The organism is Methylobacterium mesophilicum (assembly GCF_022179445.1).
Lineage (GTDB): Bacteria > Pseudomonadota > Alphaproteobacteria > Rhizobiales > Beijerinckiaceae > Methylobacterium > Methylobacterium mesophilicum.
This window is the reverse complement of sequence record NZ_BPQU01000002.1, coordinates 50858-65339: the sequence shown is the minus strand read 5'-3', so window position 1 is coordinate 65339 and position 14482 is coordinate 50858. Positions and strand designations below refer to the sequence as shown.

At 72.9% G+C, this 14482-nt stretch carries 11 protein-coding genes; 5 read left to right on the top strand and 6 right to left on the bottom strand.

The features are described 5' to 3' along the window. Positions 1–108: 108 nt before the first annotated feature. Positions 109–2184: a 3-hydroxyacyl-CoA dehydrogenase NAD-binding domain-containing protein gene (locus MFF40_RS02875; RefSeq protein ID WP_147897157.1), complete on the bottom strand. Its 2076-nt coding sequence runs from the start codon at positions 2182–2184 to the stop codon at positions 109–111. Positions 2185–2484: 300 nt separating this feature from the next. Here MFF40_RS02875 and MFF40_RS02870 point away from each other — a divergent pair, with 300 nt between their 5' ends. The 4 genes from MFF40_RS02870 to MFF40_RS02855 are packed head-to-tail and all read left to right on the top strand — an operon-like array spanning position 2485 to position 6270. After that, positions 2485–3501, top strand: coding sequence for an NAD(P)H-dependent flavin oxidoreductase (locus MFF40_RS02870; protein WP_147897158.1), 1017 nt, complete (start codon positions 2485–2487; stop codon positions 3499–3501). Beyond that, positions 3498–4235, top strand: coding sequence for an enoyl-CoA hydratase-related protein (locus tag MFF40_RS02865; RefSeq protein ID WP_238259626.1), 738 nt, complete (start codon positions 3498–3500; stop codon positions 4233–4235). Before MFF40_RS02870 ends, MFF40_RS02865 begins: the two co-directional genes overlap by 4 nt. Next, entirely contained in the window at positions 4232–5056 is an 825-nt protein-coding gene (locus tag MFF40_RS02860; RefSeq protein ID WP_147897160.1) for an IclR family transcriptional regulator, read from the top strand. The genes MFF40_RS02865 and MFF40_RS02860 overlap by 4 nt, the downstream gene beginning before the upstream one ends. Before the next feature lie 11 nt (positions 5057–5067). Beyond that, entirely contained in the window at positions 5068–6270 is a 1203-nt protein-coding gene (locus MFF40_RS02855) for a CaiB/BaiF CoA transferase family protein (RefSeq protein ID WP_147856769.1), read from the top strand. A 7-nt stretch (positions 6271–6277) separates the two neighbouring features. Here MFF40_RS02855 and MFF40_RS02850 read toward each other — a convergent pair whose 3' ends face one another. After that, positions 6278–7237 (bottom strand): NAD-dependent epimerase/dehydratase family protein, encoded by a 960-nt coding sequence (locus MFF40_RS02850; RefSeq protein WP_147897161.1) that lies wholly within the window; start codon positions 7235–7237, stop codon positions 6278–6280. Positions 7238–7485: 248 nt separating this feature from the next. Further along, positions 7486–8673 carry a complex I NDUFA9 subunit family protein gene (locus MFF40_RS02845; protein WP_238259775.1) on the bottom strand — a complete coding sequence of 396 codons (1188 nt, stop codon included), beginning with the start codon at positions 8671–8673 and terminating at the stop codon, positions 7486–7488. A gap of 244 nt (positions 8674–8917) precedes the next feature. Between MFF40_RS02845 and MFF40_RS02840 the strand changes: the two genes are divergently transcribed. Then, complete coding sequence (locus tag MFF40_RS02840; protein WP_147856793.1) at positions 8918–9112, top strand: hypothetical protein; 195 nt, start codon at positions 8918–8920, stop codon at positions 9110–9112. Between the two features lie 9 nt (positions 9113–9121). Here MFF40_RS02840 and MFF40_RS02835 read toward each other — a convergent pair whose 3' ends face one another. The 3 genes from MFF40_RS02835 to MFF40_RS02825 form a co-directional block, all read right to left on the bottom strand. After that, positions 9122–10063: an MBL fold metallo-hydrolase gene (locus MFF40_RS02835; protein WP_147856792.1), complete on the bottom strand. Its 942-nt coding sequence runs from the start codon at positions 10061–10063 to the stop codon at positions 9122–9124. A 205-nt stretch (positions 10064–10268) separates the two neighbouring features. Further along, complete coding sequence (locus MFF40_RS02830; RefSeq protein WP_238259625.1) at positions 10269–11471, bottom strand: L,D-transpeptidase family protein; 1203 nt, start codon at positions 11469–11471, stop codon at positions 10269–10271. A gap of 110 nt (positions 11472–11581) precedes the next feature. Next, positions 11582–14179 carry a P-loop NTPase family protein gene (locus MFF40_RS02825; protein WP_238259624.1) on the bottom strand — a complete coding sequence of 866 codons (2598 nt, stop codon included), beginning with the start codon at positions 14177–14179 and terminating at the stop codon, positions 11582–11584. Between the last annotated feature and the right edge of the window lie 303 nt (positions 14180–14482).

The following is a 14482-nucleotide window of genomic DNA, read 5'->3' as shown; positions in this document are numbered from 1 at the left end:
GTTGGGGATCCCAAAGGGCGTCACGCCCTTTGGTGGGGTGTCGGGGCAACGCCCCGACGCATCGGACCTCTCGAAACCGGGACGAAGCCCGTTCGGGCCGGCAGGCCATCAGGCCGTCGCCTTCCAAGCGGCGAAGCGTCCACCTTCATCCGCCAGCTTGCGCAGCAGCGGCGCCGGCTCCTGGCTGTCGTCGCCGGTCTCCCGGGCGAAGCGCGTCAGTGCCTCAGCGACAGTCTTGAGCCCGACCGTGTCGGCCCAGTGCATCGGGCCGCCGCGCCAGGCCGGCCAGTTGTAGCCGTTGATCCAGATCGTATCGATGTCGCCGGGCCGCGCGGCGATCCCCTCTTCGAGGATCCGGGCGCCCTCGTTGACCATCGGGTACATCAGCCGGGCAATGATCTCGTCCGGCGTGAAGCTCCGGCGGGTGATGCCGTGCTCGGCGGCGGTCTTCTCGATGAGCGCTTCCACTTCGGGATCGTGCGTGCCCGTCCGGGCGCCGTCCGAATAAACAAAAAAACCGCGGCCGGTCTTCTGGCCGAACCGGCCCATCTCGGCCAGCGCGTCGGCGACCGGGGCCCGGCCGCCGAAATCCTTGCGGGAGCGCCAGCCGATATCGAGGCCGGCGAGGTCGCTCATGGCAAAGGGGCCCATCCGGAAGCCGAAGGCGGTCACCGCGGCGTCGACCTCGTGCGGCAACGCGCCTTCGAGCAGCAGGCGCTCGGCGGCGCGGCTGCGGCGCTCCAGGATGCGGTTGCCGACGAAGCCGAAGCAGACGCCCACCGTCACCGGCAGCTTGTTGAGGCGCTTGGCCAGATCCAGCGCGGTGGCGAGCACATCGGGCGCGGTCTTCCCGGCCCGGACCACCTCGACGAGACGCATGACGTTGGCCGGGCTGAAGAAATGCAGCCCCAGCACGTCCTGCGGCCGGCCGGTCACCGCCGCGATGGCGTCGACATCGAGATAGGAGGTGTTGCTTGCCAGGATCGCCCCCGGCTTGGCGATGCCGTCGAGTTTGGAGAAGATCTCGCGCTTGACCGCCATGTCCTCGAAGGCCGCCTCGATCACGATGTCGGCCTGTCCGGCGTTCTCCAGGCCGATCGCCCCGGTGATCCGGCCGACCCGCGCGTCGCGCTGGGCCTCGGTGATCGAGCCGCGCTTGGCCGAGCCGGCATAGAGGCCCTTCACCCGGTCCAGGCCGCGCTCCAGGGCGCCGGCCTCGGTCTCGATCACGGTGACCGGGATGCCGGCATTGGCGAAGCACATCGCGATGCCGCCGCCCATGGTGCCGGCGCCGATCACCGCGGCCGTCTCGATGGCGCGGCGCGGCGTGTCCTTCGACAGGCCCGGCACCCGGGCCGCCTCGCGCTCGGCGAAGAAGGCGTAGCGCAGGGCCTTGGAGCGCGGATCCTCCACCAGCGTGCGGAACTCGTCCCGCTCCACGGCGACCGCCGCGTCGAACGCGTCCGGGTCCAGGCCGGCCCGCACGGCCCGGACCAGGGCGCGGACGTTGGTCGCCTGCGGATCGCGCTTCACCGCCTCCTCGGCCAGCGACTCGAAACTCTGCCTTGCCTCCGGGGTCAGCCTGTCCGCCCGGTCGCGCACCCGCGGCAGGGCGCCGGAATCGGCCAGTTCCAGAGCCCGGGTGCGGGCCGCCGGCACGAGGTCGCCCAGCACCACGGCGTCGACGATGCCCAGCCCCGCGGCCGTCTCGGCCGAGACCGGCGTGCCGGTGAGCATCATGGTGAAGGCGGCGTCCGGCCCGATCAGGCGTGGCAGACGCTGCGTTCCGCCGGCCCCCGGGATGATCCCGAGCTTGATCTCCGGCAGGCCGAGCTTGGCCGCCGGCGCCGCGATCCGGCCGTGGCAGGCCATCGCCAGCTCCAGCCCGCCGCCGAGCGCCGCGCCGCCGATCGCCGCCACCACCGGCTTCCGGCCGGCATCGAGCCGCACCAGCACGTCGGGCAGGCTCGGCGCCTGGGGCGGCTTGCCGAATTCCGAGATGTCGGCCCCGCCGACGAACACCTTGCCCTCGGCCGCCAGCACGACGGCGCGCACCGAATCGTCCGCCTCCGCCCGGGCCAGGGCGGCATCGAGGGCAGCCCGCAGCGCGGCGCCGAGCGCGTTGACCGGCGGGTTGGCCAGCGTGAGCACGGCCACGCCGCCATCGACCTCGTAACGAACCAAAGCGTCGCTTCCTTGTTCTGCATTGCAGAATGATCGTTTGCAATTTGGCGGGATGTTGATCCGCGATCCCCTACTCGTCAAGAACGCGGTGCCATTGCCGGCAGCTTGCGTCGCGCCGTTCCGCATTGCAGACGCCGCCCGGCTGGATGGTTTGACCGGTGCCGGACGCCATGCCATTCAGACCCGCCCCGGGCACGATTCCGACCCTGGCCCGCCCAGCCGGGTTCCACGGGCCGGGCCGCCCGATCGATCAGGGAGGATCGCCGTGCGCGGTATCGGCCAACAGCCCGGCAGCCTCCGATGAGCGACGGGTTCGAACAGGGCCCGGCTAGCCGCCTGCCCGAGATCCTGCGCGGCCGCCTCGCCCTGCCGGTGATCTGCGCCCCGATGTTCATCGTCTCGGGACCGGAACTCGTGATCGCGCAATGCCTCGCCGGGGTGGTCGGCGCGTTCCCCGCGCTCAACGCCCGGCCCGCCGCGTTACTCGACGAATGGCTTTCGACGATCACGCGGACCCTCGCTGAAGAGCGCGCGAAGGATCCCGCCCGCAAGATCGCGCCCTTCGCGGTCAACCAGATCGTCCACGCGTCGAACGACCGGCTGGCGCAGGATGTCGAGGCCTGCGTCCGGCATCGGGTGCCGATCATCATCACGTCGCTGCGGGCCCCGGACGCGGTGATCCGCCCGGTCCACGCCTATGGCGGCGTGGTGTTCCACGACGTCACCACGGTCCGCCATGCCGAGAAGGCCCTGGAGGCCGGGGTCGACGGGCTGATCCTGGTCTGCGCCGGCGCCGGGGGCCATGCCGGCACGCTGAGCCCCTTCGCCCTCGTCGGCGAGATCCGCCGCTTCTACGACGGGCCGCTGATCCTGTCGGGGGCGATCACCACCGGCTCGGCGATCCTGGCCGCCCAGGCCATGGGCGCCGACCTCGCCTACATGGGCACCCGCTTCATCGCGACCCGGGAGGCGAACGCCGCGTCCGGCTATAAGGACATGATCGCCGGCAGCGCCGCCGCCGACATCCTGTACACCCCCTACTTCACCGGCGTGCCGGGCAACTACCTGACCCCCAGCATCCGCGCCGCCGGGCTCGACCCCGAGGCCTTGCCGGTGCGCGACAAGACCGCGATGAACTTCGGTAGCGCCAGCGCGAAGGTGTGGCGAGACGTCTGGGGCGCCGGGCAGGGGGTCGGCACCATCGCGGACGCCCCGGCCACCGCCGACCTCGTGGCCCGGCTCGTCCGGGAATACACCGCCGCCCGGGCCGGGCTCGGGGGCGTCGCCGCGGGCTATGCCGGCGAGGCCGTTCCATGAGCCTCCGCGTCGCCGATCCAGAGCCCGGGATCCGGCTGGTCACCATCGACCGGCCGGAGCGCCGCAACGCGCTCGACCGGGCGACCTATGCGGGCCTCGCCGCCGCCTTCGCCGCGGCCGGCGCCGACGAGACCGTGCGCGCCGTGGTGCTCACCGGGGCGGGCGGCTGCTTCACGGCCGGCAACGACCTCAGGGACTTCCAGGATGTCGAGACCGACGGCGACAGCCCGGGCCTGACCTTCCTGAAGGCCCTGCGCGGCTGCCCGAACCCCGTCGTCGCGGCGGTGGAGGGGCACGCGGTCGGCATCGGCACGACGCTGCTGCTGCATTGCGACCTCGCCTATGCCGGGGACGGCGCCCGCTTCCGCCTGCCGTTCACGGCGCTCGGGCTCAGTCCCGAGGGCGGGTCGAGCTACCTGCTGCCGCTCATCGCCGGCACCAAGCGGGGGGCCGAACTCCTGATGCTCGGCGAGCCCTTCGGCGCGGCGGAGGCGGTGGCGGCCGGCCTCATCAACGCCGCCGTCCCGGAGGGCACGGCCCTGGAGGTTGCGCTCGGCCGCGCCCGCGCCCTGGCGGCCCTGCCCCCGGCCTCGATCGCGGCGACCAAGCGGGCCCTGCGCCGGGGCCAGGACGACAGCGTCGCCCGCACGCTGGCCGAGGAGGCGGAGGTGTTTCACGCGCTTCGTCGGGGCCCGGAGGCGCAGGCGGCCTTCGCGGCGTTCCTGCGCCGATGAGGACCGCCGATCAGGACCTGCTGGCCGATCCCGATGCGGCGCCGGCAGGCGACGGAGCCAAGGAGGATCGCCACTTCGTCACGGCGCTGGCCCGGGGCCTCGCGGTGCTCGCCTGCTTCGGCCCGGGCCGGACCAGCCTGGCCAACCACGATCTCGCGGCGGCGTGCGGCCTGCCGCGCTCGACCGTGTCGCGCCTGACCTACACGCTGACCAAGCTCGGCTACCTGCACCACACCGCCGAGACCGGCCGATACCGGCTGGGCCATGCGACGATCGCGCTGAGTTCGGCGGCGCTGGGCGGCCTCGATGTGCGCGGCATCGCCCGGCCGGCCCTGCGGGCGGTGGCCGAGGCCGCGAACGCCTCGGTGGGGCTCGGGGTGCGCGACCGGCTGAGCATGCGCTACGTCGATTGCCAGCGCGGTCCCGCCGCGATCTCGCTGAACCTCGACACCGGCTCGCGGATCTCGCTGGCCCGCAGCGCCATGGGCCGGGCTTACGTGGCGGTCTGCCCCGAGCGCGAGCGCGCGAGCCTCTACGAGGACCTGAAGGCCCTGGACCCGGTGGCCTGGCCCGCCCTGCGGGCCGGCCTCGACCGGGCCGTGGCGGAGCACCGCGAGCTCGGCTGCTGCACTTCGTTCGGCGAATGGCAGGAGACGGTCTGCGCGATCGCGGTGGGGTTTCACCCCGGCGGCGGCCTGCCGGCCATGTCGGTCAATTGCGGCGCTCCGACGATCATCACCGATGCCCGGTTCCTGATGGATGTGGTGCGGCCGAAGCTCGTCGCGGCGGTGCGCGGCCTCGACGGCGTGATGGGAGCTTGAGGACCCGTTCCATGGAAACCGATCCGTCCCACGATCTCCCGCTCGCCGGGATCCGCGTCCTCGACCTGTCCCGGGTCCTTGCGGGGCCGTGGTGCGCGCAGGTTCTCGGCGATCTCGGCGCCGACGTGATCAAGGTCGAGCATCCGGAGCGCGGCGACGACACGCGGGACTGGGGCGTGGCGACCAGTCCCGGCAACACCTCGTATTTCGACAGCGTGAACCGCAACAAGCGCTCGATCGGCGTCGATCTCGCGACGCCCGACGGGCTGGCGATCGTCAAGGCGCTGGCCCGCGAGAGCGACGTGCTGGTCCAGAACTTCAAGACCGGCGGGGCCGAGAAGCTCGGCCTCGGCTACGCGGCGCTTTCGGCCGAGAATTCCGGGCTGATCTACTGCTCGATCGCCGGCTACAGCTCCGACGGCTCGGAGGCCGGACGGCCCGGCTACGACCTCGTGGTGCAGGGCGAATCCGGCGTGATGGCGCTGAACGGCGAGGCGGGCGGGCCGCCCCTGAAGTTCGGGGTCGCGGCGGTGGACCTGTTCACCGGGCAATACGCGGCCCAGGCCGTGCTGGCGGCTCTGTTCCAGCGCGAGCGCACCGGGCGCGGCAAGGCGATCGACCTCGCCCTGTTCGATTGCGGCGTGGCGCTGACCTCCTATTACGGCCTGGAGGCGCTGGCCCGGGGCATCGATCCGCCGCGTTATGGCAACGCCCACCCGTCGATCGTGCCCTACGGGGTGTTCGAGGCCGGCGACGGCCCGGTGGTGATCACGGTGGGTAACAACGCCCAGTACCGCCGGTTCTGCGAGCAGGTGCTGGAGCGGCCGGACCTGTGCGCCGACCCGCGCTTTGCAACCAACCTCGACCGCTCGAAGAACCGCGCCGCGTTCATCCCGATTCTGGATGCCGAACTCGCCAAATGGGAGCGTGCGCCGCTGATCGCGCGCCTGCGCGCGGCGGGCATCCCCTGCGGCGAGGTGATGGGCCTGCGCGAGGCGCTGACCTGCCCGCGCGCCCGGGAGGCCGGTCTGGTGGTCGAGGGGGCCGACAACGCCCACGTGATCGCCCCGCCCTACCGGCTCGACGGGCGCCGGCTGCCGGTGCGCCGCATGCCGCCGGGCCTCGGGGATTCGAGCCAAGAAATCCTGGCCGAGCGACTGGAGGTTTCGGCGGAGGCGCGGGACGCGCTGGTGGCGAAGGGCGTGGTCCGGTAGCGCGCCTTCAGCCCTCGACGGCGCCCAGCCGGGCGCGGGCATCGTCGAGCACCCGGGTCAGGGCGTCGTCCCAGGCGACCCGCGGTTGCCAGCCGGTGGCGTCGTGCAGGCGGGTGGAATCGCCCGCCGCCAGCGGGATCTCGTTCGGGCGCACCCGCTCGGGGGCGATCCGGATCTCGAACGGCACCCGGGCGCGGGCGCGCAGGCCGTCGAGCACGCTGGCGATCGTGCGGGGCACGCCGGAACTGATGTTGAACACGCTCCCGTCCGCCAGGGATTCGGACCGGCCGATCAGGTCGGCATAGGCGCCCGCGACGTCGGCCACGTCGAGGAAATCGCGGTACGAGGACAGGTTGCCGACCTCGAGGAGCGGCGCCGCGCGGCCGGCCTCGATCCGGGCGATCTGCCCGGCGAAGGAGGCCACCACGAAGCGCTCGTCCTGGCCCGGGCCGATATGGTTGAACGGCCGCAGCACCACGAGCTTCACGCCGATCCGGGGCAGCAGATCGCGCAGCAGCTGCTCGCCGACCCATTTCGACCGGGCGTAGGTGTTGCGCGGCAGGGGCTCGGCCGCCTCGGACAGCGCGTGGCCGGCCAGGAAGGCGCCGCCGTAGACTTCGCCCGAGCTGACGAAGAACAGCGTGCAGCCCGGCACCGCCTCGACGGCCGCCACGAGGTTCATCAGGCCGTTGACGTTCACCCGCCAGGTCTGCCCCGGCCCGGTCGCGGACTGGCCCACCGAGGCGAGGCCGGCCAAGTGGAGAATCTCGGTCGGCCGGAAGCGGGCCACGAAGGCGCTGAGCGCCGCCTCGTCCAATAGGTCGATGCGCTCGTAGGTGACGCCCTCCGGCAGGCTCGGCGACGCCCCGCGGCCGATCCCGACCACCCGGGCGCCCGATCCGGTCAGGAGCGGCAGGACATGGCCGCCGACGAAGCCCGCCGCGCCGGTGACGAGGATGCGTCTCACGCCAAGCCTGCCGATCCGTTCCACGGGGTGACGATCATCGTGTGGTCCCGGACGAGGTCAGGCGTTGTCTCCTTTCAGGAGAACGCGGGGATATAAACGCCCTCACCGGCAAGGGAATGGGTTTCCAAAGGGCCGGAGGCCCTTTGGCGGGGTATCGGGGCGGAGCCCCGATGGCATCGAGCTTCGCTCGACCCAGGGCTCCGCCCTGGACCCGCAAAAGGTCGAAGGCCTTTTGAAACCCCGGCTCCTCAGCTCATCGTCCGGGTGCCCCAGCGGGTGCCCATGCGGCTCTGGGCGCTGCCGGGGGAGCTGCCGGCATCGGCGCCGATCGCCGGGCCGGATGCGGTCTGCGGCCTGTGCTGGGAGCCGGGCCCCATGGGCGTCGGTGCGATCGAGTCCGGCACCTCGGCCAGGTATTCCTCGTCCCGGTCGGTGGCGAACTGGCCGGCCTTGCGGAACGGCCAGAGATAGCCCGGCACCACCGCCTCGGCGGCGGTCGGGGTGATCCCGAGCGCCTCGATGGTCCGGCCCTCGGCCTTGGCAGCCTCGGACACGACGTTGTCGTTCTGGAGCAGGATCACCTGGTCGCGGGTGAGCTTCAGGCTGTCGGGCAGCAGGCCGAAGGTCAGGGTGTCGGCGACCTCCAGGAACCGGGCCTGGAGCTTGGCCACCGGCAGCGGCAGGTCCACCACCGCACGCTTCCGCTGGATCGTCTTCAGCATGTAGCGGACGAGGTGCTCCAGCGTCGCGACCTCGGGGCCGCCGAGTTCGTAGACCTTGCCGCCCGGCACGACGCCGTCGACGGCCCGGGCGATCGCCTCGGCGACGTCACCGACGAAGACCGGCTGGAAGCGCGACTGCCCGCCCGCCAGCGGCAGCACCGGCAGCGCCCGGGCCAGCCCGGCGAAGCGGTTGAAGAAGCTGTCGCCCGGCCCGAAGACCAGCGAGGGCCGGAACACCACCGCGTCCGGGCAGGCGGCGAAGACCCGGGCCTCGCCCTCCGCCTTGGTGCGGGCGTAGTGCGACGGCGAGGTCGGATCCGCCCCGATCGCCGAGACGTGGATCATCCGGGCGCCCTGCCGGGCGGCGGCGCGGGCGATCTCAGCCGCGCCCTCGACCTGCAGGCGCGCGAAACTCTGTGAGCCGGTCTCCTGCAGGATGCCGACGAGGTTGATCACCACGTCCGAACGCTCGGCCGCGCGGGCCACCGATTCGGGGTAGCGCAGGTTGGCCTGGACGGCCACGATCTGGTTGACCTTGCCCAGCGGCTGCAGGAACAGCGCCAGGTCCGGCCGGCGCACCGCGACGCGGATCCGGTAGCCGCGCTTGGCGAGCGCCCGCACCACGTGCCGGCCCAGGAAGCCGGAGCCGCCGAAGATCGTCACGAGCTGGGATTGCGGGCGCAGGGGGCCCGTTGCGGCGGTGGATGCGGGCATGCTGTCCTGAGGCGTGTTCTGTGGGCCGGTCATCGCCGTGGTCTCGGGCTCCTCGCGCGCCCCGGGGCGCCGTCATGCGGGCCTACTTAGCCTAAGTTCGGCGCCTTGGGAGCCGCCCATGCGCGTCGCGGCGCGATTACCGCGTCCCGGCGCCGGATGCGACCGGGAACGGGCACCGCGCCCGCGCATTTCCACGGACGACTTCGCCGGGCCGTGCGCCGGCCGGGACGCGCCGGGGACCATGATGATTCTAGGGATGCTCGTCTCGGCGGTGATCGCTGTCTTCGGACTGCTCGTCGCGCTGGGCCTGATCGGCCACCCGATCGATGCCCAGCTCGTCACCAATTACGGCTGGAGCATCCTGACCATCGGCGTCGCGCTGTTCGTCCTGTTCGCCTATCGCCGGTTCAGCCGGACGCGCGGCCGGCGCTCGGTCTGACCGGCGGGGTCAGGCGACCTTGATCCGGCGGCGGATCTCCCGCGCCACCGCCGGTCGCCCGTCGGCGCCCCGGCTCACCGAACGCGGCGCGCCGACCGTGATGCTCTGGCTCTCGCGGGCGATGAAGGCGGTGGGCATCTCCGCCTTGAGGTCCGCCTCCATGTCGCGCAGCGCCGTATCCGAATGGGCCGGATGCAGGTGGATGATCGCCAGCGCCTTGACCCCGGCCGTCCGGGCCAGCTCGACGCCCTTCTGCCAGGTGGAGTGGCCCCAGCCGCGGCAGGTCGGATACTCGCCGTCCGTGAACATGCCGTCGTAGACCATCAGGTCGGCGCCTTCGACGAACCGGGCCAGCTCGGGATCCGGCCAGGGATCGCTGTGCTCGATGTCGCTGATCAGGCACAGGCGCCGGCCGCCATGCTCGAAGCGGTAGCCCACCGAGCCCTGCGGGTGGTTCAGCAGGATCGTGTCGACCCGGGCGCCGTCCGGGAAGGTCAGGGACTGCCCGGCCTCGAAGCCGTGATGGTTGAACGTGCAGCACAGCCTGTCGAGCGTAACCGGGAACAGCGGCGGCGCGAACAGGCGGTCGAGCGTCGGGCCGGCCGATTCGCCGCCGAGGTTGCCGCAATAGGTGTTGATCACCCGGTCGCAGTCGAGGACCGCCGGCTTGAAGAACGGAAGGCCCGCCGTGTGGTCGAGGTGCAGGTGACTGAACAGGAGGTCGACTTCCCGGGGGAGATCGGTGCGGTGGCCCTGGCCGAGGTTGTAGATGCCGGAGCCGGCATCGACCACGAACATCCGCTCGCCGCAGCGCACCTCGAGACACGGCGTGCTGCCGCCGAATTCGGCGTATTGCGGACCGCTGACCGGCGTCGAGCCACGAACGCCCCAGAATCGGAGGACGAGGCCCTCGTCGGCCGCACGGATAGTCGGCTCGGAACACTTGGACATGGCGATCACGAATCTGCGGACAGTCGGTCCCAATCCGTTACGATCGAAACCCCGTCGCCGTTCCGGGAAGGTAGCGCTGATTACGGCAGGCCGACGGGACAGGAGTACCGCTCATCCCCTGCCTTACAATGAATTGGGGGGTCGCAGGCCGTCGTGATGTGCGGCCGCGCACACGGACGGGCCGCGTCCGGGCCCTTCGGCACCCTTAGAATCGCTCGGCGGAGGCGACAAGCCCGGCGTTGACGCCGCCGGGAATCGGTGCCCCGCCGAATGCGCCCGGGGTTTCGCTCAAGGCTGCTGCCAGCAGCGCGGGCAGGCCGTCGCCGTAGCGCACCGGGAGCCGGCCCGCCAGCGCCCCGAACGGGTCCGGCGCCCGCTCGTAGACCGGAACGAAGCCCGCCATCCGCCGCAGCGCGAGCGCGGAATCGGGCGCGGCCCAGGCGGCCCAGACGGACTCCGGCACCGGCCGCGGCGCCCGGTGACCCGGCACCACCACCACCTCCTGGCCGGCGAAGGCCAGCGCCTCGGGGCGGCTGATGTCGCCGACCGCGCCGCCCCGGGCGGTGTAGGCCGCCCAGAAGGCGTGCTGGCCGCCGTCGGAGTAGGTCGTGCGCACGGCCGGCTCGCCGGATTCGGCGAGCGCCGCCATCCGGGCCTCCTCGATGGCGCGGTGGGTCGCGACCGCGGCTTCCCGCGCGGGGTCCCGGGACGGCGCGAAGGCGTAGCGGCCGGCGACGACCGAGACCTGCAGCTCCTCCTTGCTCGCCTCGAACCGGTCCGAGCCGGCCTTGAGTTCGCGCCAGAACCCGATGTTCGGGTCGGCGCGGTGGCGGGCCATGTTCTCGGCACTCATCCGGAACGGGTAGGACTGGAACTGGAACGCCACCTGCCCGCCGTTCAGGGCCTCGCGGGCGATGGCGTAGATCTCCCCGACCGTGCCGTCGGTCATGGCGAAGCAGCCCATCGACGAGCAGATGCCGTGCACCATCACGGCCGAGCCGGTGCCGCCATGGGCGCGGTCGTAGGCGTTGGGATAGCCGACGTCGAAGGACAGGTAATAGTGCGAGTTCGGATTCATCTGGCGCCGGGGCACCGCATAGAACCCCTCCGGGGTCTGCCGGTCGCCGCTCTTGCGCTTGGGCCCGAGCTGTCCGGACCAGCGGCAGATCGGGAAGGTCTTGATGTGGACGTACCCGGACGGGCCCTTCTTCCAGACCTCGATCTCGGATTCCTTCTTGTAGGCCCGGAACAGCACCGGGGCGGCGGCACTGGTGCCTTTCTGCGCCATCAGGGCGAGCGTCGCGGCCGGGATCGGCGCGTCGGCCTTCCCGGCCTGCGCCGTGACGGAACCGCAGACGGTCAGCAGCACGAGGCCGGCGGAGAAGGATCTCGGTATCGGAAGGGGCATGAACCGTCCGCGCCGCATCGGCCGGACGGGAACGCGGCCGTGCACGGTCCTGGGAGGCTGACCCGGCATTGCGGCCGTCGTGAGGCCGTCGCGCCCGTGACGGCCGCCGGTCACGCCAGGGCCGGCTCCGCGCCGACGGCGCCCGCGGCCTCGATGGCCGGCGGGGCGACCACGGCGCTGTTCTCCACCGCGATCACCGCGTCGAACGGCGCGATCCCGTCGGGCACCCCCGATTCGGGCAGGCAGACGATGAAGCCGCGCCCGGCCCGGGCCTGCCGAAGCCGGGCGAGGCGCTCGCGCACGCCCTCGACCTTGCGCTCGTCGGGTGCCACCGCGACCACCAGGATGTCGGGCTCGCGGGCGAGGCAGCGCCCCAGCTCGATCGCGACGCGCTCCCGGGCGTTGATCGCGCCGTCGGCCAGCGCGCCGGTGCTGGGCTGGATCTCGACCTTGCTGTCCAGGCCGAGCCCGTAGACCGAGGCTTCGAGGCCCTCGTCGGCGAGCACGCGCTGCACCAGCGCCCGCACCCGGGGCTCCGCGTTGGCCTCGCCGAGGCTGATCCGGCCGAACAGCAGGTTCTCCTCCAGGCTGGCGGCCGGATTGACCCGGCCGGGATCGTGGAACTCGACGGCGCCGGCGAGGTGGGGCGGCAGCATCCGGGCGAAGGAGCGGCGCGCCTGGACCAGCCGCCGCTCGAACGCGGTGTCGATCAGCCCGAAGCGGTGGCGGGACTCGCTGTAGCGCAAAGCCAGGCCGATCAGCCGGGTGCGGTCGCGCTGGCCGGCCGATCCGCGGCGCAGGCTCGCGGCATTGGGCAGGCGGACCACCAGATCTTCGAAGTAGCCGCGCTCCGAGGCCTGGAACAGCGAATAATTGTCGAACAGCGAATGGTCGTTGGGCAGATCCGCGAAGATCTCCACGGTGCTGCGCGCCACCGACAGGCCGATCTCGGTGAGCGGTCGCACCAGCTCCTCGGCCTCCAGCACCGCCCGCAGGTACGGATGGCGGGCGAACCGCAGGGGCGCGAAGGCCCCGCCCACCGGCTCGCCGAACAGGATGTTCTCGCCGATGCTCGCCTGATGGTTGTAGCGGGCCGGGTCGAACGGCTCGACCAGGCGCTCGGCCCCCTTGGCGGCCAGGGCCGCCCGCATGGTCCGGCGGGCCGCGACGATCGCCGCCGCCAGCCGGGGCTGGCTCGCCGGGTCGAGGCGGCCGGTCAGGCCGCGGGCGTAGACGAAGCCGTCGAGCCCGGCGAGCCGGCTGATCCCGATCAGCCCGATGTCGTCGGGGGCGTTGGCCGGCTCGGTGCCGTAGAGCAGGTTCTGCCGGAGCGAGCCCTCGATCAGGATCGCCTCCCCGGCCGCGAAGGCGATGCGCCGGGCGCGCTCCGCGGCATCGAAGCCGCGCAGGTCGGAGCCCGCGTAGGTGACTGCGCCCGCCGTCGGCTCGACCTGACCGGCCAGCACGGCCGCCAGCACCCGGGCGCCGCTGCCCCGGCTGCCGGTGATCGCCACGTGGCCCGGCATGGTGACGGCGACGTCGACGCCGGTCAGGCGTTCGCCGGTCGCCGCGTCGAAGGCGCCGACGCCCTGGGTCGCCAGGATCCCGGACCGGGGCAGCGGCTGCGGGGCGAGCCCCGGCCGGGGCGCCCGGGCCTGCCGGCCCTGGAGCAGGGCGATGATGCGGGCGAGGTCGCGGAAGCGCGGCCGGACGGATTTGCGCACCGTCCAGAGCCGGGCGCAGATGCCGGCGAGCCAGCCGGCGAGGCCGAACGCCCCGGTGGCCGCGAGCAGGGCGGCCGGATCGACCGGCGCCGCCGGCGGGCCGCCGGTCTCCGCGGAGCGCCACAGGGCGGTGCCGATGGCGATGGCCGGGAGGATCACCGCCAGGGCCAGCGCGGGGGCCCGCGCGTAGGCCAGCCGCGCCTCGGCCCGGGCCACCTTGGCGCGGGTCGCCGCGACCCGGGCCGCGATGCGCGTCCGTTCGAGGGCGGCGGCCCCGTGGACGCGGACGGCCGGCAGCCGGCGGACCAGGTCGTTCAGGTTCGCTTCGGCCCGGGCGCTGGAACGCAGGCGCAGGTCCTGCCGGTCCCGGGCGCGATCCAGGACCAGCCCGTAGGCGAGCCCGATCGCCGCCAGGCCGACCGCCGCAGCCGGGATCAGGCGCGGTGCGGCGAGCGCCGCGAAGCCGAGGGCCAGGAGCAAAGCGGCGAGCGTCATCGCCGGGAGGACGATGCCGGCGGCGAGCAGCCGGTCGCCCCGTCCCAGCACCTCGCCGACCAGGCGGGCGAGGCTGCGGGCCTCGTCCCGGGCTCCGGCCGGTGCGTCGAGGATCGCCTGCAGGACGCTCTCCCGCACGGCGTCCGCGGCCCGGTTCTGCGCCTTGAAGCACAGGCGCGCCACGATCCAGCCGATTCCGGCGAGCGCCAGCGCGCAGGCGGCGATGCACAGGAAGGCGGCGAGCTCCAGCTCCGCCGGGCGCATCGGGAAGCCGTGCGCCAGCACGACGTCGTGGCCGGGCAGCGACAGGGCGAGCCGCAGGAACGGCAGCGCCGGCGCTTCGTCGCGCGGTAGCACCGCGACGAGATCGCGCAGACACAGCAGGGCGAGCGCGCAGAGCGGGGCGCCGACCCCGACCGCGAGGGCGGCCGCGGTGGTGTGCAGGCGCCGCGCCGCGCGCCAGGTCAGGACGATGGGGTCGGAATCCATAGGGGTCCGAGGCAGGTCCGGGGTGGGGCGGCGACGGGCAATGGGGCCGCCGCGCCCGACGGGTCAGGCAGCGCATAGGCCTTCGCGCCGCCGGCGGGAAGTGTCGAGGGCCGGGCGCGACGGGCGACCGGCATGGTGATCCATGTTCTAGCCCCCGTCTGGAAAAGCTCTAGGTTCGTCGGCGAGGGCCGGCCGCTTTGGTCGCATTGCGCGGACGGACCGGTGCACCGCACACTTCAACCCGGGATCAACGGTGGGGCGACGCTTGCGGCGAGGGGGTGAGCAGATCGAGCCCGGCGACCG